This is a genomic window from Runella sp. SP2, assembly GCF_003711225.1.
GTDB lineage: Bacteria > Bacteroidota > Bacteroidia > Cytophagales > Spirosomataceae > Runella.
This window is the reverse complement of sequence record NZ_CP031030.1, coordinates 3,749,927-3,772,587: the sequence shown is the minus strand read 5'-3', so window position 1 is coordinate 3,772,587 and position 22,661 is coordinate 3,749,927. Positions and strand designations below refer to the sequence as shown.

Here is a 22,661-nt window from a genome sequence, read left to right as displayed (position 1 = left end):
CTCGTTCAACGGGTTTCGTTAAAGACTGTGCTACCTGCATCGGTTGAGCGCCGCCACGCTGCACCGATTTGGTACATCAAACATACAAAATAAGTAATTATGCTCAAAGTTAAAAATAAGTAATTTTCGGAAAATACTCAATATTCTTTAAAATATTATACTAAATTTCTGTAAAATAACAAAATTTGATGTAAAAAATGAGTTATTTGAAACTTAAATGAAAGTATTTGTAATTTTTGGTTTGTACTCAGTTGGAGGCCCAACTGAGTACAAATGCAACCACTTATTCATCTTCAATCGAAAACTTGTCGAAGAGCAAACTCATTAATTTGTCATGGGTTTCCATATAAATTGGGTCGTGGACAATCTCTTTTTTGTTGCGCGGGCGCGGCAAGGGAATTTCCACAATTTCTTTGATGGTAGCTTCGGGGCCGTTGTTCATTACCACCACGCGGTCAGACAAGAAAATAGCTTCTTCGATGTCGTGCGTTACCATTACAATCGTTTTGTTGCGATTGTCCAAGTTCCAAAGTTTCAAAAGTTCGATGTGCATCGACCCTTTGGTGAGGGCATCCAACGCGCCAAAAGGCTCGTCGAGTAATAAAATACTAGGATTAATGGCAAAGGCACGTGCGATGGCAACGCGCTGCTTCATCCCGCCCGATAGTTGTCCTGGGAGTTTGTCTTTGTGTGGCCAAAGGTTGACCATTTTGAGGTTTTCTTCAACGATTTCCCGCTTCTCGGCGGCAGTTTTGTCTTTAAAAACGGAGTCCACGGCTTCGTAAATGTTTTTATAAACCGTCAGCCAAGGAAGAAGTGAGTAGTTTTGAAAGACAATACCACGGTCGGGGCCTGGGCCTTTGACCAATGTCCCGTTGGCAATGACGCTGCCACTCGTAGGGGCCGTCATGCCCGAAATTGTTCCCATTAAGGTAGATTTTCCGCAGCCAGAGTGGCCAATCAGCGCGACAATTTCGCCTTTTTTGATGGTGAGGTCAATGTTCTTGATGGCCGTAAAAACACCTTTGGGGGTTTTGAACGAAACAGTTATGTCCTTTACTTCAATGGAAGCAGGGCGCGACTGAATTTTATGAAACTCACTCGCCGAATCTATGGGAGCAATGGTTGGGTTGGAAGTCATGTTGGTAGTAGTTTCTGAACTTAACTTGTGTTGGACTAGGAAAAAGCGAAGCGTTTTTGGAGCCAATCGAATCCTTTGTCGAGCAATAACCCGACGGTGCCAATGATAAGAATCGCCGACAAGATTTTCTCAAGGCTGAGGGCGTTCCAGCTATCCCAAACAAAAAAGCCAATGCCAACGCCCCCCGAGAGCATCTCGCCTGCCACAATTACCATCCATGCGACACCAATGCTGAGGCGTAAACCCGTGATAATGTGGGGTAAAGCATAGGGGATGATGACTTTGACGATGTACTTCCAACGAGAAAATCCGAACGCTTTTGCCACGTTTTTATGGTCTTGGGGGATGGAAGCCACGCCAAACGCGGTATTGATTAAAGTAGGCCAAAGGCTTGTTACAAAAATGATGAAAACGGTGGCTCCTTCGGCGGCTTTGAAGGCCAATAGCCCCAACGGAAACCAAGCCAAGGGTGAAACGGGGCGCAAGATTTGAACAATGGGATTGATGAGGCGAAAAGCCGTTTTGCTCGAACCAATCAGCAGCCCAAGTGGAATGGCCAACAGACTCCCCGCACCAAAACCGCTAAATACACGAATGAGAGAGCTGAAAAGCTGGTTTCCAATGCCTTTGTCGTTGGGACCGTAATCGTAAAAAGGCGTAGCGAGCATTTCGCTGAAAACCGTCCAAGTGGACAATGGATTCGGGATTTCGTTGTTGGTCAGTAATGACACCGTCCACCAAGCACCCACTAAAAGCACTGTGCTACCTAGGCCGAACAGCACTGGCAAGTAAGTCTGAAAATTGAGTAGTTTTTTCATGGGGGAGCTATTTTTTTGTTGAAGCTAAATACGCACCGACATTGCTTGGGTCAAACGACACATCGTAGGTGGTTTTGAAAGGTTTCATATCGTCGGTCATTACGGGTACTTTGGCCTCACGGGCAACCTCGGCAAACAAATCGTCGAGGATGAGCTTTTCTGCAATTCCTTTAAAATCAGGGTTAGATTTGAGGTACCCAAACCGCACATACTGCGCCATAAACCACATTCCGTGCGATTTACGCGGGGTATTTACGTAACCTTTGTTGAAAAAAGTCATGTAATCTTCTTTGTATTTAGCCACTCCTAATTCGCAACCTAAATCGCTCGAACCCAGCAGGCGCGCCTCAATGACAGGCAGAGCTGCGTTTACATAAAAGGGTTTTGAGAGCCAACCCGCTGCTTTTTTGCGGTTACCCATGTTGTCGAGCCATTGACAGGCTTCCAAAATGGCTTTCATAACGTTTTTGAGGTTTTCGCGTTCTTGGGTCGCAAATGCTTTGTTGACAACCAGAGCTTTTTCGGGGTGATGTTTCCAAATGTCCTGCGAAGCGATTTGGGTAAAACCGATGTTCTGAGAAGCCGCCACGCCGTTCCAAGGTTCGCCCACGCAGTAGCCTTCCATGTTATCGACGCGCATATTAGCCACCATTTGTGGCGGCGGAATCGTGATGATACCTACACTCTTTTGGTTGATACCCGCAGCTGCCATCCAGTTGCGAAGCCAAATATCATGCGTACCACCAGGGAAAGTCATGGCAAAAGTCACTTCTTTACGGCCTTGCACTTGCTTCACGGCGGCGTTTACTTTGCCTACTTCCTTATAGCCTACAAGTCCACAAAAATCTTTGGAAAGGGTAATGGCTTGGCCGTTGTTGTTGAGTACCATCGCAATTTGCATTTCGGAGCCTGCTTTGCCACCTACTCCCGTATAAACGGAAAAAGGCATTCCAAAAAGGCAATGTGCGCCGTCGAGCTCGCCATTGAGAACTTTGTCGCGGATATTGGCCCAAGAAGCTTCTTTGGTCAAAACGACGTCAACGCCGTATTTTTGGAAAAGACCTAGTTCTTTGGCAGCTACCAAAGGAGCACAGTCGGTGAGGGGAATAAAGCCTAATTTGACTTGGGGAAGTGCTGCTTTGCGCATCGACATACCCGCAATAAGAACCACGGCTGCACAGGCAGCAAGGAGAAATTTATAGCTTACTTTCATTGATTTAGGTGTTAAAAATGGACTAAAAGGGTTGTGTTTATTGCTTGATAGCCACGGGTTTGGTGTAGAAGAAATCAGGGCGGATGTTGAGCATCAAGTACGCCCAGTTGGCGCTGTGTTTGCTTTTGTCCATCGTGCCCAACTTGGCATATTCGAGGCTATTGGTGCCACTCAAGTGCGAATACCCCAACTCGATGTTGGTGAATTTGTTGAGGTTATAATTGACAATAAAATCAAATTCATTGCCCAATTGGCGCGCAATTTTTCCCCCCGAGGCGTCTAGGCCATTTTTCATGTCATTGGCCAAGGCAAAATTGTGGAAGTCGAGTGTAAAATAGAGGTTTGGATTGGCGACGTATTTGGTTTTTAAGAATGCATTGGCCAAACCACCTGCGGCTGCCCCCGTGCCTACGTAGAAATAATCCATGTAGCCCCAGTGGCGGTGTGGCGTGCCATACAATGGATCGAAGCGATGGTCTTTACCATCAGGCGAAACGGTATTGTTGCCCGAAAGTACTTCATAGCCAGGGCCAAACGAGAATTTTCCTTTTTGGACACTAAAGTTAGCCCCATAGTGGTAAGCCGTGAGGTCTTGCCCGTCGCGGTTTTTGCCGCCTTGTTTATACGCAAAGGCTTGCCACGCGATTTTTCCCAGTTTAGAGGAAGCATTTCCGATGAGTCCTGTAAGCATTGCCCCGTAGGTAATGCGGTTGTTGGTTCCTTCTACATCGTAGCGGCGGCCATAGACTACGCCGTTGGCAGTGCTACCGAGGCTGTCTATACGGTACTTTTGGAAGTCATCTTTGAAGACCAGTCCCGAAAATTTTGTCTGTCCAAATTTGCGGCTCAAGTAGAGCATTTGCATTGATTTGTACATCTGATTCTGCCCGTTGGTGCTGAGCGGGGAGGCCAACACGGGAGCGCCCCCTTTGCCCGAAGTGGGGAGGAAGTCGGAAGGAACGGTAACGTACGCTCCTTTGGAGTTGGCAACGGTGGTAGGCGCATTGCCAGCGGTATAAAACGTGCCCGCTCGACCAAAGGCGTCCGAATTTTGATTAAAAGCAACGCCAAGGTCGATTTGCCAACCTTTTTTCATGGCTTTCAATAACGCCATGTCAAATCGGCGACCTTGCTGAAGCCAGTCGAGGTTGCCAATCAAACGCACATCGTCGTAGATTAACTCCTGACGGCCTACTTTGAGGGAAAGGTTGTCGAACGCCTTAAACTTAATGGTGGTGTCGGCGATGTTGGCCAGTACAATTTCGGCCCACGCTTCGTGGACAAACAACTTAGAACCATCGGCGTTGTTGATAGACGCCGCGTCTTGTCCCCAGACGCGTACATCCCGTACGTTCATGCCAAACGTAAGCCGATCCCACTTGTAGCCGAAGTTCAAACTGGTTCGTTGGGAGGTGAAAGCGGCGGGTTTTGCGCCGATTTTAGCTAGGTTGCCGAGGCCGTCGCGTACTTCGGTACGGGTTCTTACTTGGCCTTGAAGAGAGATTTGAGAATGAGTAATTCTACTTACCAGTAGAGCAAAAAGAAGTACGCTGCACGATTGGACGTGTAACAATTTTTTCATAATTTTGTAACGTTTTAAGTTAATCCCTAATTTAGAACTACCAATAGCCCCGTCAGAACCGCCATTCTGCGGGGTTTTTCTTTTTCCTTACCACGAGCGTCCGCCAACGCCGTTATAAGTTCACGTAAGAGCATCCAATGTTATTGAGGTGGGTGATTGCTAATATCTTTAAAAAATTCAATTTGTCATTTTTTCGTTTTTTTGAGCGCTAATTCGCTAAAAGACTGCTTGTGAAAAATATCGTTTGTAAAAAAAAGATTATCAAAAAAGTTTATACATTTACTACTCAATTTATACAGAATATTATTTGCTACTTGTGCCTGCTTAAAAATTTTACTTAAAACTAGGCTCAATTTGTATAACTGCCAAATTTTAGTTTTATTTTTTGAGTAAAAAGTCGAAAGTTCTTTATTTTTTCAAAAAGTTTCTTTGAAAAAGTACTATTTGAGAATAATAAATTGTGATATTTAATAATATTAGTTTTTAAACTAAGTAATTGATAAGTAATTGTGATAGCATCAGATTTCGCCTTAAAATACAATATAGATACACCCCTCGCGAAAGGAATTCGCCAAGTAGGGATAGGAAAACATGGAAGCAAATCACTTTCTGCCGAATTGGTGGAAGAGTGTTTGGCCGAACTTCATCGAGGTGCGGCTAGTCAGCTACAAAAGGGGGTCTTTTTTGGGGCGTTGATGATGAAAGGACCGACCGATGCTGAATTGAAGCTAGAAGAATACATAGGTAAACACGCATTTAGCAACCCTGTGTTTTTTCTAAACCGACTGTGTCCCGATTTGCCACCTCAATTGTTCCCGATTGGCGTGAAATTGCTCAACGGTCACTCACTACAAGTGTCAGAAGCGCATCAGTTGGGGGATTTTTTGTTTACGAGCGATTGCTGTGAAACCTTTAAAGGGATGGCTGTCAGCATTCTTCGGGTGCGCTACGAGACAAACGATGAATATGAAGGATTGTACGATGCCGTGAAAACTACCTTTACGCCTGGTTTTCAGCGGCACGTAAAAACCAAGTTTCCCATTGTACAACTGGCCGAACCCTTCGATGGCGTAGAACATTCGTATATGATTACGCCGCTTTTAGCTTATTTTTTTCAAGAACGAAATTACAACGCTGTCACGGCACTTGGTCGGTCGTCGGGGCCAAAATATGGACTTAATTCCCACGATTTATATTTATACATGGGAAGTTGGTTGCTGGCCGACAACCACGAGCTGCTCGAAATGAACCCTACTTATGGCTGGGTACTCGACCAAAAATTGCTTTCTCCTGCCCTCGATGGCTGGGTTGAACGTCGTCGAACGGCGCTAAAGCGTCCGTTTTTGGCCACCCTCGAAAAGGTATTAAATCCTTGCGGTGCTCGTATATTGGTGACGTCGGTGTTTCATATTACTTACCAAATGAAAATGGCGGAGCTGGCCTTGATGGCTGGTTTTGACGGGGTAATGGTGCTTAAACGTGGCTTGGAAGGAAGCCTTGCCCCCGCCACGTCCAAAGCCAATGGTTTGCTGTGTGCCGTAAGAAATGCCAATGGACATTTGTTTTTTACGCACTTGGAGCACGATTTCCCGATGTTTTCGCAGTTCCGTACAGAAGCCGATGATGTCGTTGCAAACCCCACGGCCGAAGTGAATGCTACGCTGATTCGGAAGTATTTGCACAATGGCCGCACCGATTACCACGATTTTGATAACCGTGTCAATTATGCCAAAACCTTGTATATGCGTGGACTTGACTGGATTGAAAATCAGATTGGATACTGACAGAAAGCTCAAAAGGGTATAAATAAGAGGAAAGGTGTCTTTTGGTATAAACCAATCACTTAACTCTTGAACGAAAATGAAAAAAGCTTTTTGTATGATTGCCATGGCTTTGTTGCTAGCTGGGCAGGGCGTATCTGCGCAGTCAAAAGTCTATGACAACCTAAGTTTGCCAAGTAAAATCCTCAAAAGCGACCGCAAGTTTGCCATTTATCTTCCCCCCAATTACGAAGCCTCTCAGCGGAGCTATCCTGTGTTGTATTTGCTACACGGAGCTGGCGATGACCAAACGGGCTGGGTGCAATTTGGTGAAGTGCAGCATATTGCCGACAAAGCTTTTGCTGAAGGCAAGGCCACACCGATGATTATTGTGATGCCAGATGCCAATACGGGGCAGCGCGGCTACGCCAATGACCCTAAAAATGAATGGCGCTACGAAGATTTTTTCTTTCAAGAATTGATGCCATACATCGAAAAAAACTACCGAACCAAACCCGAAAAGCGTTTTAGAGCAATTGCTGGTTTGTCGATGGGGGGAGGGGGTACGTTTACGTATGCGCTTCGCCGTCCCGAACTTTTTTCATCGGCCTGCCCTTTAAGTGCCGCCACTGGCCCTATGAATTTGGAAATGACCAAGGCCACTTTAAAACGCGCTAAACCCGAGGTTGAATATACCGATGCCGAGGTGGAGGCGTATTACAAACGCCAAAGTGTGCTGGAGCTTATCAACGCTGTGCCAGATGATAAGAAAAAGGCCGTGCGTTGGTATATCGACTGCGGCGATGATGATTTTCTGTATGAGGGAAACTCGTTGGTACACATCGCGATGAAGAAAAAAGAGATTCCGCACGAGTTTCGTATCCATGACGGAGGACATACTTGGACGTATTGGCGCCGTGCCCTGCCCGAAGTATTAGGCTTTATTTCGGATGCTTTCCATCAATATTAAGTGCTAAAGCACAAGTTAATAGTTATCCGTTCCAAGTCAACGAATTGTATTAAAGCAAATACCCCAAAACTTTTGGTCTAATACTTAAACAAAAAATCCCTCAACCAAAGCCGAGGGATTTTTTGTTTCCGTTTATCCTTGCTTGCTGCCGTTTATAAAAATATTTTACTATAACAAGGTACTGTGTATTGCAAAGTATCTTTCATAGCCTATCTTCGTGAATAAATTAACAACCATCCAGCACATTTAAAAAGTAATGCTATGAAAACAACCGTCTTTTTTGCTACATTTTGTATTATCGTAGGGATTGCGAGTCTCCCTTATTTTGTAAAAGAAGCCAATGGTGACAATGTGAGTATCAGTGTGAGCGACTCGGACAATGTCTATAAAGTATCAGCGGATTATCCCAAAGACAAAGCAAGGAATGTTCAAAAGTGTTTGGATAAATGCCTTGACCCGTCGGGGATGTCGTTTGTCAATACCGAACTAGATGCTGACATTAACCCTGGAAATGGGATGTTTTTTTACATCAAATCATCTCCTGGGAAGTTGAGAATCAAATTTGACAAACGGAAAAACTCTGCAAGCTCGCTACGAAAAATGAAGCAACTAGGTGAGGAGCTAAAAAAAGCAGTACTCTAGGGGAAGGTCGAGGGGAGAGTGTAGATGAGGCTGTCTCAAAAGCCTAGTATCACCAAATTATCTTCGGCCTGTGTTCAACCTCACCCCCTGAATCCCCCTCTCCTTTCTGGAGACGGGGACTTACAAAGCCCTTCTCCAGAAAGGAGAAGGGTTGGGATGAAGTTGAATCCAAAGAATATTTTGTGACCTGTTACTTTTGAGACAGCCTCATTAAAAACTATTCTTCTTTAAAGCTTTTACTGATCCAGCCTCCGCCTACCACGTCGTCACCTTCGTAGAAAACAGCCGCTTGTCCTGGAGCGATGGCGCTTACTGATTCGTGGAAACGCACCTTGATGCGGTCGTCTTCGACTTGGGTAATGAGGGCAGGCGCGCCGTCGTGTTTGTAACGAACTTTCGTGATGGTTTCGATGGGTGACTCGATGCGCGCGTATTTTTGGAGGTTAAGCTTAGAGACAAACATCCCGTTACGCTCCAGTTCTTTGTCACGTCCAAGAACCACCTCATTGGTTTCTTTACGAATTTCAGTGACAAAAACTGGATAGCCCAAAGCGATGCCTAAGCCTTTGCGTTGGCCGATGGTATAAAAAGGATACCCTTCGTGTTTGCCTACAATGCTTCCGTCTTGAAGCACGTAATTTCCACCCGCTACTTGTCCTTCGAGTTCGGGTAAGCGGCGTTTGAGGAAACCACGGTAATCGTTGTCGGGGACAAAGCAGATTTCGTAGCTTTCCGATTTATTGACCAAATCCATGAAACCACGCTCTTTGGCCATTTCACGGATTTCGCTTTTGTGCAAATTTCCCAAAGGCAACTTCGTGCGTGCCAAACTTTCTTGCGATACGCCCCAAAGCACATAACTCTGGTCTTTCCACGCGTCGATGCCTTTTGATACCACAAAGCGATTGTTTTCTTCGCGCAGGTTGGCATAGTGGCCCGTGGCAATAAATTCACAGTCGAGGCGGTCGGCACGGCGCAAGAGCGCATCCCATTTAATGTGGGTATTGCACAACACGCATGGGTTGGGCGTGCGTCCTTCTAAATATTCGCCCGTAAAGTGGTCGATGACGTAATCACCAAACTCGTTACGAATATCTAATATATAATGAGGAAAGCCGAGTTCGACGGCAATGGTGCGCGCGTCGTTGATGGAATCGAGCGAGCAGCAGCCCGTTTCTTTTTTGGTACCTCCGCTGCTGGCATAGTCCCAGGTTTTCATGGTCATGCCAATTACTTCGTAGCCTTGTTCGTGTAATAAGACAGAGGCGAGAGAGCTGTCGATGCCGCCACTCATGGCGACCAAAATACGTCCGTGTTTGCTCATGTGTCGTTTCTAAACGGATTCAAAGTCCGCCGAATTAGTTGAAAAAAAATTGATGCTACAAAAATAGCCATGAAATTCTTAACGAAGGTAGGTGGGTTAAAGTTCTTTTTCGGACGTCTTGTAAGTTATTTTAAACGTTTCATCCCCCGAAAAGGATGATTTAACACATTTTTATTCTTGGATGCAACCTTCCGTTATACATTTGCATCATTAGAGTGCGTTTATGATTTGAACGGTTCTTTGAAAATGTATGACCAAGTGAAATGTCCGCTATTATAATTTAAACTGTTCGGAATCGGACAAATTTAAAATCGCTCAAAAAATATAAGTAATTGAAAATGAGAGGTTTGGGTTTGGTTAAGTAGCTGGCACAGCCTTTGAAAGTAAATAATTACAACAGCGATGTAACCTTTTGAACGATAGACAGTATTTAACAACAGCCATTAAGATTTTTTTTTACAGCCATGAAGACAAGTAACTCATTCACTCAAATTTCCCTCATTACATAACAAAACAGGCATTTGCCACCCATCCTTTTTAAGTACCGCTTGTGTACTTTGTATTGCAAGGTACTAAATAAAACAAGCATCTTTGTAACGTCAATAAGACAAACAGCCATTGAAAATCAAAATTTAACATAAACAACACAGCCAATTTTAAATTTCCAAAACCATGAAAACTTTCGTAACAACCCTCGTTTGCGCTTTAGCGCTTGGTTCAACTGCTACTTTTGCTTCTGATCCAACAGAAGATAAAAAAGCGAAACCGATTCAAATCGGCGTATTTACTACAAAGGAAGCCAAGATTCAGATGGCGGTGCGTAAAGGACAGGGCGAAAAAGCTGTCATTACCCTCCGCGACGCCAAACAAAACATCTTGCACGAAGATGTAATGAGCAAAAAGTCAGAAAAGTACGATGCGCGTTTTGACGTAAGTCAGCTCGAAGAAGGTGAATACACCTTAGAAGTAACTTCAGGGAAAGACAAAATCCAGAAAAAAGTGTCAATCCAGTCTGCCAAACAAGAGGCAGTTCGTAATGTAAAACTCAATAAGTAACAGCCATTTAATCCACTGCCATGAAATTCTTATCAAACATTTTTTTAGGGGGGCTCCTCCTGACAGCATCTACTGTGGCTTTTGCAAGCCCAAGGGTCGGGGAAAAAAAAGCTAGTCGGGTGTCGGACAACCGAACAGGAGTTACTTTTGAAACCAGTGCGTTTGTAACGAAGGATGCGGCCATACGCTTGGCCGTGAAAAAAAATGCACCAGAGCGCGTATATATTACGCTACGGGATGCTAAAAACGTCATTTTGTACCGTGAAACAATCACACAAAACGAAATGTCGTACGCCGCTAAAATTAACGTAAATGACTTGTCAGACGGTAATTACAAGCTCGAAATTGCCACCAACCAAGACCGCGTTGTCAAACACCTCCATTTGACTTCACCAAAGTCGGAGACCGAACGCATTATTTTAGTCAATTAATTTTTTTTCATAATCACAGCCAATTTAAAACAGTCAAACCATGAAAACGTTCATCAAATCAATTGCTTGCGCTTTGGCGCTTACTTCTACGGTAGCTTTTGCTCACCCTACAAAAGAAGAAAAAACAACCACTCGTCCCGAAGCTGCTTTTGAAAGCAGTGCTTACGTGACAAACGACGCCAAAATTAAAGTGGCCATCCGAAAAAACGCACCCGCAAAAGTGTTTTTGACGCTTAAAGATGCCAATGGTGATGTGCTTTTCAAGCAAACAGTAGCCAAAAACGAGATGAATTACTCGGCCAAATTCAACATCAATGAGTTGTCGGATGGGGTGTATAATTTGGAAATTGAGTCGGGTGAAAGCCGCGTTGTAAAGCAATTGAATGTAGTGTCCAAAAAAATTGAAATCGAACGGAAAGTGACGGTTCAGTAACAAATAGGAGTGTTAAGTGTGCGCGTCGGGTGATGCTGAGTAGGGTTCCTACTTAGTATCACCCGTTTTTTGTTGACTCCTTGGTTCAGACAGTTCACACCGCACATCCGACGGGTCGTCGTAGATGTGTGTGCTACAATTTACGGGATGTTGTAGTTTTGGTACTAAATAATTGTTTTACTTTAGCTACCATGAATCTGAAAACGTTTCCAATGAAGTTCACTATCAACCGAATGGACGCAATCACTTGGTCGATTTCGGCTGCGTTGATTTTACTCTTGAATACAAATCTTAAAACGGGAGAAGTCAACTGGATGTGGACGCTTGTTATACTGGCGTCGGCTTTTATGATTAGCCGAATTCAAGAATATTTGATGCCTCTGTTGATGCGCCGAGCGGCCAACTGGCCCGTGCAGCGGATGCTGGGTGCTTATGTGCTGGTATGTGTGCTGGTGGCAACCCTCATTAGTACGTTGGTGTTAATCATTATTCAATTGGTAAAAAAGGAGGTGTTCCCCGCCCGAGTCTATGTCTCAAGCGGGCTGACGTACGTGTTGATGACCATTGCGTTTACGTCGGTATATGTGATTCAGCAGTTAACTGACCGCTGGAAAAAATCACTGCTTCAACAAGAACAGCTTAATCAGGCGTTGCTCAGGGCCGAATATGACGCCCTTAAAAATCAGGTAAATCCGCATTTTTTGTTTAATTCGCTCAACATCCTGAGTGCGCTTATCCCCGAAGACCCCGAAAATGCGGTAAATTTGGTCGAAAGACTTTCTAAAGTATTTCGCTATAATTTACAAAACAACGACCGCGTGACGGTAGAGCTGGGAACGGAGCTTAAAATCGTGGAGGCGTATTTGTTTATTCACAAAATGCGTTTTGGCGAAAACTTACAGTATGATTTTTTAGTTGATAAAATAGATAAAACACGGTCGATTGTCACCCAAGGACTGTTGACGCTGGTAGAAAATGCGTTGAAACACAATGAATGTTCGAGCGAAAAGCCTTTGACCATTTCGCTATTTGTCGATGGTGACCGTGTAGTGGTTCGAAATACGTTTCAGCCCAAAAACAAGCAATTTTTGGAATCAACGGGCATTGGACTAAGCAATCTGAAAAGTCGCTACAAGCTCGTTACGTCTGCGCCTGTTGAGGTGAAAGAAACTGCTGACTTTTTTGAAGTAAGTATCCCTTTTTGTAATGCCTCTTAAAAACATAAACATTTTTCGGTAATGAACATTGTTATCTTAGAAGATGAGCCTTTGGCTGCCAAGCGATTGGAGGCACTTGTCAAGTCTATCGAACCCCAAGCGGTTATTTTGGCTAAATTAGAAAGTGTGCGAAGTGCGGCAAAATGGTTGACCGAAAACCCGCAGCCCGACCTGATTTTAATGGATATTCAACTCGCCGATGGTCTGTCATTTGAGCTGTTTCAGCAGGTTGATATAACAGCACCCATCATTTTCACGACGGCCTATGACGAATACGCGATTCGGGCATTCAAGGTAAATAGCGTCGATTATTTGTTGAAACCGATTGAAAAGGATGAATTGGAGGCTGCTTTTGAGAAATTTCATCAACAGCAATCGGTTAATTCTCAGGATAAAATTGGAAAAGTGTTAGAGGCGATGCTCAGTCAACGCACCGACTGGAAGTCGCGTTTTTTGCTGAAAGCAGGTGCACGATTCGACGTGGTAGAAGTGCCCGAAGTGGCGTATTTGTACGCGGAAGACAAAGTGGTGTTTTTGGTAACCAAAGAGCAAAAGAAATACTTTGTGGACGATACACTGGATGAACTGGAACAAAAGCTAAATCCAAAACAGTTTTTTCGGCTCAATCGGAAGTATTTGAGCCAAATTTCGGCCATTGAGCGCATTGAACCCCATTTTAATGGGCGTTTAAAAATCAAACTTCGCCAACGTGATGATGATGAAATCTACGTGAGTCGCGAAAAAGCCGAAAACTTTAAAAAATGGCTAGATGCCTGAAGCCTTTCCAAGTTTCGTTTGCGTCGGAGTAGAAACTTGGAAAGGTTGCTAGTTCATTAATTTTGATTTAATCCACCAGCTAATCTCTTGCTGCGGGTAAGTGGTTTTCCAAATGTAATTCACCATATCGTTGGCACTTGCGGTACGATAGGTGAATTCGACAACCCGCATGACGTCCGTGTGGTGAACTGCTACGTCAAAATCGGGAGCCAACGTCATTTGAATATCGCGAAATGGTACATAAATCTCCAATTTTGCGCATACGTATTGGTCGCGCTCCACGTCGTAAGCCACCACGCGCCCATCAGATAGGACAAGCATGAGTGGGCAGTGGAACAATTGTTCGTAGAGAGAGTTGAAATAGTGCCAACCAAAGAAAAGATAAACTTTGCGTTGGAAACTAATTTCTACCATTTGTAGGGCGTGTTCGAGCGCAAAAGTACGGTTCTTGATGTGGTCGGCCCAGTTGGGAAGTTTATGCGGGTCGATGTGGCGAAGCCAGCGGCGGCTTTGCCAATCATAGATTTCAGTTTTTCCGATTCTAAGTTTATAATCGTAAATCGAAGGCCGTTCGTGAACGTAACCAGGGTAGTACCACTGACGCTCAGTCGATTTGGCATATTCCATTTCGAGGAGCATGGTATAAATTCCCAAACTGTACGAAGAATAACCAGGGTCAAATAACCCCAATAGACTCATCAGGCTGTTGTGGCCTTGGTCGAAGTAGCTGATGGCAATCAGTCGGTCGTCGTCAAAAACGTTGATTTCGTAGGTATCAAACCTAGGGGTAAGTACCAAAAATTCTTCCAAAGAATTACTCAAAAAACTTCTAAACCGACGCTGGTGTTGGTGGAAAAGCTCTTCTTTTTCGCGGGTGATGGTTGCCTTGCGAATTTCGTGCCGAAAAAGCTTTCCGTTCTTATTCAGTAGTTTTCTCATACGCTTCGAATGCTCATGTTCCGCGAGGTTGATGCGGATATTTATAGGGGAGCATATATCATTATCGAAGCACGTTACCTTTGCTCTAAATAGCATATTTACAGTCCGAAACCAGCCTGACGCGAGGTAGCGGTCGAGGCGTTTGGGCGAGAGCTGATGGGGTAGGTAGTACTGAAGTATGGCGTCGTTCATGCACTAAAAATAAATGAAAAAAGGGGTAAAATAAAAAAGCGGTGAAAATTTTATTTTCACCGCTTTTCAAGTGCAAAAATCACGCCGAAATTATCCCAAACGGTTGATACAATTTAGGTCTTCAAAAGCAACTGCAAGGCGGTCAACCATGCTTTCTTCGCCTTTACGAAGCCATACGCGTGGGTCATAATATTTTTTGTTCGGAGAATCTGAGCCTTCTGGGTTACCCAACTGTGACTGCAAGTATCCTTCTTTCGATTTGTAATATTTCAAGACACCTTCCCAAGTTGACCACTGCATATCGGTGTCAATGTTCATCTTGATGGCACCGTATTGAATTGCTTCGCGGATTTCCTCGCGGCTACTTCCCGAACCTCCGTGGAATACGAAGTTTACTGGAAGTGGTCCTGTTCCGAATTTTTCTTGGATATAGTCTTGAGAATTTTTCAAGATAATTGGAGCCAATTTCACGTTACCTGGCTTATACACGCCGTGTACGTTTCCGAAAGCGGCTGCGATGGTAAATTTGTCCGAAATTTTGCTCAATTCTTCGTAGGCATACGCTACTTCCGAAGGCTGAGTGTATAGTTTTGAGCTATCTACGTCGGTGTTATCCACGCCATCCTCTTCGCCACCTGTTACACCCAACTCAATTTCTAACGTCATGCCTAATTTCGACATACGCTCGAAGTACTTAGCGCAGATTTCGATGTTTTCTTCGATAGGCTCTTCTGACAAGTCAATCATGTGTGAGCTAAACAACGGCTTACCATGTTGGTCAAAATATTTTTCGCCTGCATCCAACAAACCGTCAATCCAAGGAAGTAATTTTTTTGCGCAGTGGTCGGTGTGCAAAATTACTGGAACACCATACAACTCAGCCATTTGGTGAACGTGCATTGCACCTGAGATTGAGCCCGCAATGGCAGCTTGTTGGTTCGCGTTTGAAATGCTCTTTCCTGCGTAGAAAATCCCACCGCCGTTTGAGAATTGGACGATGACAGGCGAGTTTACTTTTTTCGCTGTTTCAAGAACTGCATTGATGGAGTTGGTGCCTACTACGTTGACAGCAGGAAGGGCGTAGTCATTTTGGTTGGCATGACGAAAAAGTTCGCTCACACCATCCCCTGTTACGACGCCCGCTTTGAAGAGGCTTGAAGTTTCGCTCATAGGAAAAATAATCTTTTTTAAAGGAAATGTTTAATTTTTACGGTGGGTTTCCCGACTAACGAGTGTTAGCGATGCAAAATAGGGAATTTTTAACGAAAAACCCTGATGTAGGGCTTCATTTAAGAAACCCTACCCGTAGTGTCAGCGAGAATTATTGACGTCAATTACCGTTTCAATTCAGCATAATGCTTGAAAAACAACGGGATGGTTTCAATTCCTTTGTAAAAATTGAACAAACCGTAGCTTTCGTTGGGCGAGTGAAGGGCGTCAATGTCAAGTCCGAAGCCCATCAAAATAGACTTCAAACCAAGTTCTTGTTCAAACAACGCCACAATCGGAATACTTCCACCGCCGCGCGTAGGTACAGGTTGCTTACCGCCCCATGCTTCTTTCATGGCAAGCTCAGCCGCGCGATACTCTACCGAATCAACGGGGGTAACGTAAGGAAGGCCACCGTGATGAGGTTTTACCACAACTTTGACCGACGGCGGCGCAATCGACAAGAAATGTTGGGTGAAAAGGTCCAAAATTTCGTCGTTATGTTGGTCGGGTACGAGGCGCATACTGATTTTGGCGTAGGCTTTAGAAGGCAATACCGTTTTGGCCCCTTCGCCAATATATCCGCCCCAAATGCCATTCACATCAAGGGTAGGACGAATGCCTGTACGTTCGATGGTGGTATATCCCGTTTCGCCTTCAATTTCGTCGATGGCCAAGTCACGTTTGTATTCGTCCAAATCAAACGGCGCTTCGTTGAGCGCGGTGCGCTGGTCGGGGCTTAATTCTTGTACTTTGTCATAAAACCCAGGAATCGTAATGTGGTTGTTTTCGTCTTTCAACGACGCGATCATTTCGCACAATACATTAATAGGGTTGGCTACGGCACCACCATACACGCCCGAGTGGAGGTCGCGATTGGCGCCCGTTACTTCTACTTCGAGGTAGGTCAGCCCACGCAACCCTACTTCAATTGAAGGGGTATCGTTGGCAATGATGCTGGTGTCAGAAATCAGGATAACGTCGGCTTTGAGTTTCTCTTTGTTTTCTCTCACAAACGTTCCGAGGTGGTCTGAGCCCACTTCTTCTTCTCCCTCAATCATAATCTTGACGTTGCATGTCAGCGTACCCGTTGCCACCATCGTTTCGAGGGCTTTGATGTGCATATAAAACTGTCCTTTGTCGTCGCACGCACCACGGGCATAAATCCGCTCGTTTTTGATAACAGGCTCAAACGGCGGCGAGTCCCAAAGCTCATACGGGTCGGCAGGCTGCACGTCGTAGTGGCCATAAATGAGCACCGTTGGAAGCGTGGGGTCAATGATTTTTTCACCATAAACTACGGGGTGACCAGGAGTTTCGTGAATTTCGGCGAGGTCGGCTCCTGCTTTCAGAATGGCGTCTTTGACCGCCTCGGCGCAGCGGCGGACGTCGTCTTTGAATTTGGGGTCGGCACTGACCGATGGAATGCGGAGCAAGTCGAGCAACTCACTCAAAAATCTATCTTTGTTGGCTTCGATGTAGTTTGTCATCTTTTGGAATATAACGTTCTTGTTTGTTGGAATCCGTTTGCCCCAAAGTTAGCGGGGTAAACGGATTTTCTTGAGTGATTTATGACAAAAATAAACAGCCAATTCTAAAATCAGATTTTAGAATTGGCTGTTTATTCGTGAAAATGCTCAAATTGTTGCCGTTTGTTGGACTTTTGCCCTGTGCAAACTTGCCATTTGCAACTTTGTATTTTGTCCCTTAAATTAGTTATTGACATTCAAACGTATATTCATACACGTTTTTAGAAAATTCTGTCCAGCGTACCTTTTCACCTACCTTTTTTAAGAGTGTTGGACAGGCTGAATAAAGGACTTTGTATTCGTCGTCGTAATCTTTCTTTTTGAGTTTTTTGGCTACATTATCACCTATTTGAACGTAGTACGACTTATCGTCGCCGCCCGCCATGGTCATACCCCCAAACCCTACGCGCATGGTTTCGGCGGCAAAAGGGTCGTGAAATACCTTGATTTTGCTGTTAAAACCTGGGTTAAGCAGCTGCATCAAGAGCATTTCGGGCTCTTTTTTGACGGCTACGTTGGCTTTTTCAAAATAGGCGTACCCTTTTTTGATGATTTCGCTGTCGATGTAGGTAGCGTCCCATTTTTTGACTTTGGTGCCCACGTCCATGTTGGTTGAAAATTTAGAGAAGCCGCTGGGCATCAGGTACATCGACTTGATTTTGTCGGGTGTAAATTTCCATTTTTTGCCGTTGGCATCTTTAATCGTTACTTCTTCGATTAAGCCTTTGCGGCGGTCGAGGTCTTCGAGCGTGCCTTCAATTTTGGTGCCGTCTTCGAGGGTTAGATAAGAAGTTTCTTTGCCCGAAAAACGGTCGTACGCAGGAATAAAATCTTGCGAATAAGCGGCTGCCGAAATACAGAGAGCGGTGCTGAGTAGATAGTGCTTGATTTTCATCGTTTTAACCATTTGTTGCCATTAACGATGGCTTTGGGATAATCATTGCCGAGCTGTAACCCAAAAGTTTTTTGTTCGGCAGGGCTCAGGTTCCATACTTGGTGGATTTTGGCTGCGGGCACGTTTGCAAGCTGTGGTAGCCACGTCTTGACGTACTCGCCTTGTTCGTCGTAGCGAGTGGCTTGGGTATGGATGTTGAAGTAGCGATTTTCGCGCGGGTCGTTGCCTACGCCAGCCACATAATTCCAGTTTCCCCAGTTGCTACACACATCATAATCAATGAGTTGGCTTTCAAAGTAAGCTGCTCCCCACGTCCAGTTTAGGTGTAAATCTTTGGCCAAAAAACTAGCCACGTTTTGGCGTCCACGGTTCGACATAAAGCCTGTCAATTGCAACTCGCGCATGTTGGCATCTATAAAAGGTACACCCGTTTTTCCGTTGATCCACTTTTGGAAAAGTTCTTGGTTATTTTCCCATTTTTGTAGGATATTGTGCTGAATACCAGAGACTTTAAAGAGGCGAGAGCCGAATTTTAGGGTAATAAAACGGAAATAGTCGCGCCAAATTAACTCAAAAATAAGCCAATAAGTCGATTCGTTGGCGCCGCGCTGGGCTTCGTAGCGTTTTACTTCTTCGTAGATGTAGCGCGGCGAAACGCAACCATAGGCCAACCAAGCCGAAAATTTGGACGAATAGTCTTCGCCAAGCAAGCCATTGCGGGTTTCTTTATAAACTTTAAGGTGGTCGGTATCCCAAAAATAATTTTTCAAACGCCGTAATCCTTCCGTTTCTCCTCCGTGAAAAGGCAGGACTCCACGGACGTCCGCAATGGGAAGGCTGGAAAAAAGAATCAGCTCGTAAATTTCGGGGATTTTGCCAATTTCAAGTCCTTCGGGAAGGCGAACGACCGTAGGTGTGGCAAAGGTCGGGCGTATTTTGGATTGTTTTTCAACGGCTTTGCGAAATTCCGTAAAGGTGTCAGGAATGCGCGAAACCCAAAACGGAATATCGCGGGGGTGATACAGGGTAGATTGCCAAAAAACCTCAAACTCAACGTTATCAACCTTGAGCTTTTTGGAAAGCGCCGTTTCGATGTCGGCCTCTTCTTGGGCGGCTTCTTTGCTGGTATAAATGGCGTCAGCGGTATATTGGCGGGCCAATTCGCTCAAAATAACTTCAGGCTTTCCCGTACGAATGACCAAGTTACCGCCTTTTTTGCGGAGGTTGTCTTGTAGGTTTTGCACGGATTCGAGCAGAAATTTTGCGCGAAACGTCCCCGTTTTAGGAAAACCAAGCCGATCAAGTTGCTGAAATTGGCGTGTATCAAAGACAAAGACGGGAATCACCTCTTCGGCGTCTTGGGTTGCTTTGAAAAAACCTTCGTTATCGTGTAAACGTAAATCGTTTCGGAACCAATAAATAATGCGTTTGGGCATAAGACAAATCGTGTAATTGTTCTATTTTTCAAAACTACACTTTCGGCAGTAGGTTTTGAAAAAAGGTGACATTTTTTTACCGTTTACTCAAAAGTGAAACTATTAGTTGCGTTTGAATAAGAAAGCTCCTACATTGCTGACAATTACCCTGTTTTACCCTGCTTTTGAGAACATAACTTATGAAATAAGCCTGTAAAGGGCTTGAAAATGAAGTGTTTGTCTAAAATCAGTACCTTAAAACAGCTATAAATGTCAGTAGTTAACATCTTTCCTAACCACGCCATTAATGCCTTTGTGAGGGCGTGGTCTAATGTTGAGCCAAGGCACGACGTAACGATGTTTGCTCGTGACCAAACCGATGGCCTCGTACCGCGCCGCTCACAGATTGCGGAAAACACGGCTTGGGCATCCAATGCTGAAATACGAGAACTAGCAGGTAATAATCATCAGGAGATGAGACGAAGTGATTTCTCAAGGAATGAGTTAAACAGAGCTTTTGATGCAGGAACTCAGTTTGGCAATAGTTTTTTTATTCCGCGCCGATGAAATGGTTGAATGAACTAATCATGGTTACACTGTTAGGTGTAACCATGACTTCCTGCAAAGAAAATATCTCTTTTGAGAAAGTTGATGAAAACGGTGTAGTTTTTCAAAAGAAATCAATTTGGAAAGTAGAGAATATTTCAGATTTTAATAGACCCAGAGTTGGGCCAAGTTTTGTTCACTTTATCAACAATGGATTGTTAGATACCTACTACACCAACCCTAGTACCTTGGAAAATGAGTTTCGATTGCTCAATCTTGATACAGGAAAACCGATTTGGCGTTGGCGTGATGTTATTAGACCTAACGAGGAAATTATGCTACTTAATTATCAAGGCCATGAGGTTTATCAATACCAAAACCTTTTACTATACCAGTATGGCCCACGCAATTATTGTATTAATATAGAGACTGGCAAGACTGCTTGGAAAAAAACAACGGATTATTCGGGGGTAGGTTTATGTTATGGATTAGGGACATATTATTTTACTTTTGGCACGCCCATGGCGTTATATGATAAAGGCATTTGGGAACAATCCATATATCGAGGAGATATTCTAACTGGTAAGGAGGAAAAAATCTTAATGCCCAATTACAGCCGTAAATACGTAGGAGTAGGCATTACGCAGTTTCATGTGGGGTCTATCAATGATATTCGCCCGATAGTAGAGGGAAAAGATACACTATTGTTGATTACCTATACCGAGCTTGGTCCCCAACGCCACGAATATGAAGCTTTTCTTTCTCTTTACAATCTCTCGCAGCAGCGGTGGTTATACGATCGTAAACCGTTGTGGGGTGAGCGCAAGATAGGTGTTTTGAATGGGGCAGTTCGTTTGCGAGGAGATAAGATGTACACGATTACGAGTAATGAAGTGGTTTGCCATCACTGGCGAACAGGCGAGCGAGTATGGATTAAAGTGCTACCAAGCTTTGCGGAGATACAAGGTATATTTGAAAACCGTTACATGGTCTTGTATGATAGTATGAGTACACTTTACTGCGTAGATGCCGATACGGGAGAACAAATTTGGAAACTGGATAACGAGACACTTTCTTACACGAGTTCATACTATGCAGAGGGTATTTTGTACTATCTTTCCAAGGGTCGCCTTCGCGCAAGGGACTTGAAAACCACCAAATTATTGTGGGATATTCCCTCAGATACGGATGGGAAATTAGATGGTCATTTCGGGGTGTTTGTGACGGGCTTATCAGGGAAAGACGGTGAAAAAGGGCGAATTTTTACGCGTACGGGCTACCATACGTATTGTTTTGAGGCGATAAAGTAAAAAGAAAATAGAAATTTATAATTATACTAAGGTATGGTAATCAGGAAGATTGTTTGTAAGCTTATTATAAGCATGGGGGTAATGCTGTCTCTAGTTTCTTGCCGATTAGATGAGTTTTGGAGAAACGTTTTTCCTTGCAGTAGCCGTATTCCGCAAGCGTATAAACTGGGCAGTTTTGACCTCAACGTAAAGACCACTAAACCGAAACTTCATATTGGAGATACAGTGTACGTGAACTTGGCTATGAATCAACATGTCTATGATTCACTTACGAGAGAAAATGTAAAAGTTAGCGAACAAGTAGCTCTGTGGATTAAGGTTTGGTTGATTCCCGATACTACTTATAAAAAAAATAACCCTTTTGCTACTGACACGACTATTGCTCGCGTTTTTGACCAATACTTTACAATGCGGGTTCTAAAGGGAAAACGAAACAATGCTTACCATTTTGATTGTGAGTTAAAAAATGGCGTTTGGCTGTTGGAACTCCAATACATTGCTAAAAAGAAAGGCCAATATGAATTGCTAAGTAACTTTGATGAAATTAAAGCATGGAAACTTCCTAAAGGGGTCTGTATGCTTGGGAGTCCCTATTTCAATGCACAGGTTAACATAAAATCAACAAACAATCAGATAGGGGTCATCTATCCTCTTTTGCCTTCCTATCGACAAAACCATTTTGGATTTATTGTTGAATAAATAGATGGAAGTAATAACCGAGTTTTTGTTTTGAGGCGATAAAGTAAAAATCATGTATATTTTATGAAAACCACTCTTTCTATTTTGTTATGCACTCTGCTGCTATGTTGTCAAAGAGAACCTGATTTTACCCAAAGCGCGTTGCAAGGACGCTGGCAGATACAACGTATTGAATTTTTAGGAAGAAATGCGGCAGAGAATGACTCTGTCAAGTACTATAATGCGAGCTTTTTGGAGTTTAAAAAAGGGAAAACAAACCATCGCGCTGAAGTTACGTATGGTTTTGATAACCAGGCATTGGCTACGGCGGCTTACGTCATAAATAGCCCCAACCAAGTATTTTTCAATGAACCCTGCTGCGATGAGGCGTTATACAAAAATCTTCGTCTCTTCTTTAGAGGGCAGTACGAGGTAGAACTTGACCAAGAAAATCGACGTGTTGTTCTGGAAGGTGAAATGGAATTATCGCCTGTTACGTCGGGTCGTACTTTACGCCCTGTTAGGGTACATTTATTGGAAGACTAAAAACTCCCACGAACGCAGCTATTTCTGCGCTCGTGGGG

General features: G+C 44.1%; 22 protein-coding genes. 12 read left to right on the top strand and 10 right to left on the bottom strand.

Translation table 11 applies throughout. The annotated features are described in order from the left end of the window. Positions 1-283: 283 nt before the first annotated feature. Genes DTQ70_RS15015 through DTQ70_RS15000 form a run of 4 tightly spaced genes read right to left on the bottom strand, consistent with a single transcriptional unit; the run spans position 284 to position 4,754 of the window. Positions 284-1,141, bottom strand: coding sequence for an ABC transporter ATP-binding protein (locus DTQ70_RS15015; RefSeq protein ID WP_122934420.1), 858 nt, complete (start codon positions 1,139-1,141; stop codon positions 284-286). Between the two features lie 35 nt (positions 1,142-1,176). Beyond that, complete coding sequence (gene ntrB, locus DTQ70_RS15010; RefSeq protein ID WP_122931562.1) at positions 1,177-1,959, bottom strand: nitrate ABC transporter permease; 783 nt, start codon at positions 1,957-1,959, stop codon at positions 1,177-1,179. Positions 1,960-1,966: 7 nt separating this feature from the next. After that, complete coding sequence (locus DTQ70_RS15005; protein ID WP_122931561.1) at positions 1,967-3,172, bottom strand: CmpA/NrtA family ABC transporter substrate-binding protein; 1,206 nt, start codon at positions 3,170-3,172, stop codon at positions 1,967-1,969. Between the two features lie 37 nt (positions 3,173-3,209). After that, positions 3,210-4,754: an alginate export family protein gene (locus tag DTQ70_RS15000; RefSeq protein ID WP_122931560.1), complete on the bottom strand. Its 1,545-nt coding sequence runs from the start codon at positions 4,752-4,754 to the stop codon at positions 3,210-3,212. A 509-nt stretch (positions 4,755-5,263) separates the two neighbouring features. On the opposite strand from DTQ70_RS15000, the gene DTQ70_RS14995 reads away from it, so the two are divergent. The 3 genes from DTQ70_RS14995 (at position 5,264) to DTQ70_RS14985 (ending at position 8,126) form a co-directional block, all read left to right on the top strand. Next, positions 5,264-6,538: an anthranilate phosphoribosyltransferase gene (locus DTQ70_RS14995; protein ID WP_122931559.1), complete on the top strand. Its 1,275-nt coding sequence runs from the start codon at positions 5,264-5,266 to the stop codon at positions 6,536-6,538. Between the two features lie 76 nt (positions 6,539-6,614). Continuing rightward, positions 6,615-7,484 carry an esterase family protein gene (locus DTQ70_RS14990; protein ID WP_122931558.1) on the top strand — a complete coding sequence of 290 codons (870 nt, stop codon included), beginning with the start codon at positions 6,615-6,617 and terminating at the stop codon, positions 7,482-7,484. A gap of 261 nt (positions 7,485-7,745) precedes the next feature. After that, the gene (locus DTQ70_RS14985) at positions 7,746-8,126 is read left to right on the top strand and encodes a hypothetical protein (protein WP_122931557.1); all 381 of its coding nucleotides are present in this window, start codon (positions 7,746-7,748) and stop codon (positions 8,124-8,126) included. Between the two features lie 217 nt (positions 8,127-8,343). Here DTQ70_RS14985 and mnmA read toward each other — a convergent pair whose 3' ends face one another. Further along, positions 8,344-9,450: a tRNA 2-thiouridine(34) synthase MnmA gene (mnmA, locus tag DTQ70_RS14980; RefSeq protein ID WP_122931556.1), complete on the bottom strand. Its 1,107-nt coding sequence runs from the start codon at positions 9,448-9,450 to the stop codon at positions 8,344-8,346. A gap of 672 nt (positions 9,451-10,122) precedes the next feature. Here mnmA and DTQ70_RS14975 point away from each other — a divergent pair. The 5 genes from DTQ70_RS14975 to DTQ70_RS14955 all read left to right on the top strand — a co-directional run bounded on the left by DTQ70_RS14975 (position 10,123) and on the right by DTQ70_RS14955 (position 13,364). Further along, positions 10,123-10,506, top strand: a complete 384-nt coding sequence (locus DTQ70_RS14975; protein WP_028527006.1) for a DUF3244 domain-containing protein — start codon at positions 10,123-10,125, stop codon at positions 10,504-10,506. 20 nt (positions 10,507-10,526) lie between these two features. Next, positions 10,527-10,937 carry a DUF3244 domain-containing protein gene (locus DTQ70_RS14970; protein WP_122931555.1) on the top strand — a complete coding sequence of 137 codons (411 nt, stop codon included), beginning with the start codon at positions 10,527-10,529 and terminating at the stop codon, positions 10,935-10,937. A 40-nt stretch (positions 10,938-10,977) separates the two neighbouring features. Then, a complete protein-coding gene (locus DTQ70_RS14965) occupies positions 10,978-11,370 on the top strand; it encodes a hypothetical protein (protein WP_122931554.1) in 393 nt (130 codons plus the stop codon). A gap of 212 nt (positions 11,371-11,582) precedes the next feature. Continuing rightward, positions 11,583-12,587, top strand: coding sequence for a sensor histidine kinase (locus tag DTQ70_RS14960; protein ID WP_164490049.1), 1,005 nt, complete (start codon positions 11,583-11,585; stop codon positions 12,585-12,587). 21 nt (positions 12,588-12,608) lie between these two features. Beyond that, the gene (locus DTQ70_RS14955) at positions 12,609-13,364 is read left to right on the top strand and encodes a LytTR family DNA-binding domain-containing protein (RefSeq protein ID WP_122931552.1); all 756 of its coding nucleotides are present in this window, start codon (positions 12,609-12,611) and stop codon (positions 13,362-13,364) included. 48 nt (positions 13,365-13,412) lie between these two features. Here the strand turns inward: DTQ70_RS14955 and DTQ70_RS14950 are convergent, their stop codons facing one another. The 5 genes from DTQ70_RS14950 to DTQ70_RS14930 form a co-directional block, all read right to left on the bottom strand. After that, entirely contained in the window at positions 13,413-14,303 is an 891-nt protein-coding gene (locus DTQ70_RS14950; protein ID WP_164490048.1) for a hypothetical protein, read from the bottom strand. A 282-nt stretch (positions 14,304-14,585) separates the two neighbouring features. Further along, positions 14,586-15,665 (bottom strand): class II fructose-bisphosphate aldolase, encoded by a 1,080-nt coding sequence (gene fbaA, locus DTQ70_RS14945; protein WP_122931550.1) that lies wholly within the window; start codon positions 15,663-15,665, stop codon positions 14,586-14,588. A gap of 164 nt (positions 15,666-15,829) precedes the next feature. Next, positions 15,830-17,194 carry a dipeptidase gene (locus DTQ70_RS14940; RefSeq protein ID WP_122931549.1) on the bottom strand — a complete coding sequence of 455 codons (1,365 nt, stop codon included), beginning with the start codon at positions 17,192-17,194 and terminating at the stop codon, positions 15,830-15,832. A gap of 226 nt (positions 17,195-17,420) precedes the next feature. Beyond that, positions 17,421-18,128, bottom strand: coding sequence for a hypothetical protein (locus DTQ70_RS14935; protein WP_164490047.1), 708 nt, complete (start codon positions 18,126-18,128; stop codon positions 17,421-17,423). Further along, positions 18,125-19,564, bottom strand: coding sequence for a DASH family cryptochrome (locus tag DTQ70_RS14930; RefSeq protein WP_122931547.1), 1,440 nt, complete (start codon positions 19,562-19,564; stop codon positions 18,125-18,127). The genes DTQ70_RS14935 and DTQ70_RS14930 overlap by 4 nt, the downstream gene beginning before the upstream one ends. Positions 19,565-19,813: 249 nt before the next feature. Here DTQ70_RS14930 and DTQ70_RS14925 point away from each other — a divergent pair, with 249 nt between their 5' ends. The 4 genes from DTQ70_RS14925 (at position 19,814) to DTQ70_RS14910 (ending at position 22,623) form a co-directional block, all read left to right on the top strand. Further along, on the top strand, positions 19,814-20,110 hold the full coding sequence (locus DTQ70_RS14925; protein ID WP_122931546.1) for a hypothetical protein: 297 nt from the start codon (positions 19,814-19,816) through the stop codon (positions 20,108-20,110). A gap of 20 nt (positions 20,111-20,130) precedes the next feature. Then, entirely contained in the window at positions 20,131-21,399 is a 1,269-nt protein-coding gene (locus tag DTQ70_RS14920) for a PQQ-binding-like beta-propeller repeat protein (protein ID WP_164490046.1), read from the top strand. Positions 21,400-21,480: 81 nt separating this feature from the next. After that, positions 21,481-22,098, top strand: a complete 618-nt coding sequence (locus DTQ70_RS14915; protein ID WP_206019523.1) for a hypothetical protein — start codon at positions 21,481-21,483, stop codon at positions 22,096-22,098. Between the two features lie 63 nt (positions 22,099-22,161). Continuing rightward, positions 22,162-22,623 carry a hypothetical protein gene (locus DTQ70_RS14910; RefSeq protein WP_122931543.1) on the top strand — a complete coding sequence of 154 codons (462 nt, stop codon included), beginning with the start codon at positions 22,162-22,164 and terminating at the stop codon, positions 22,621-22,623. The last annotated feature ends 38 nt before the right edge of the window (positions 22,624-22,661 follow it).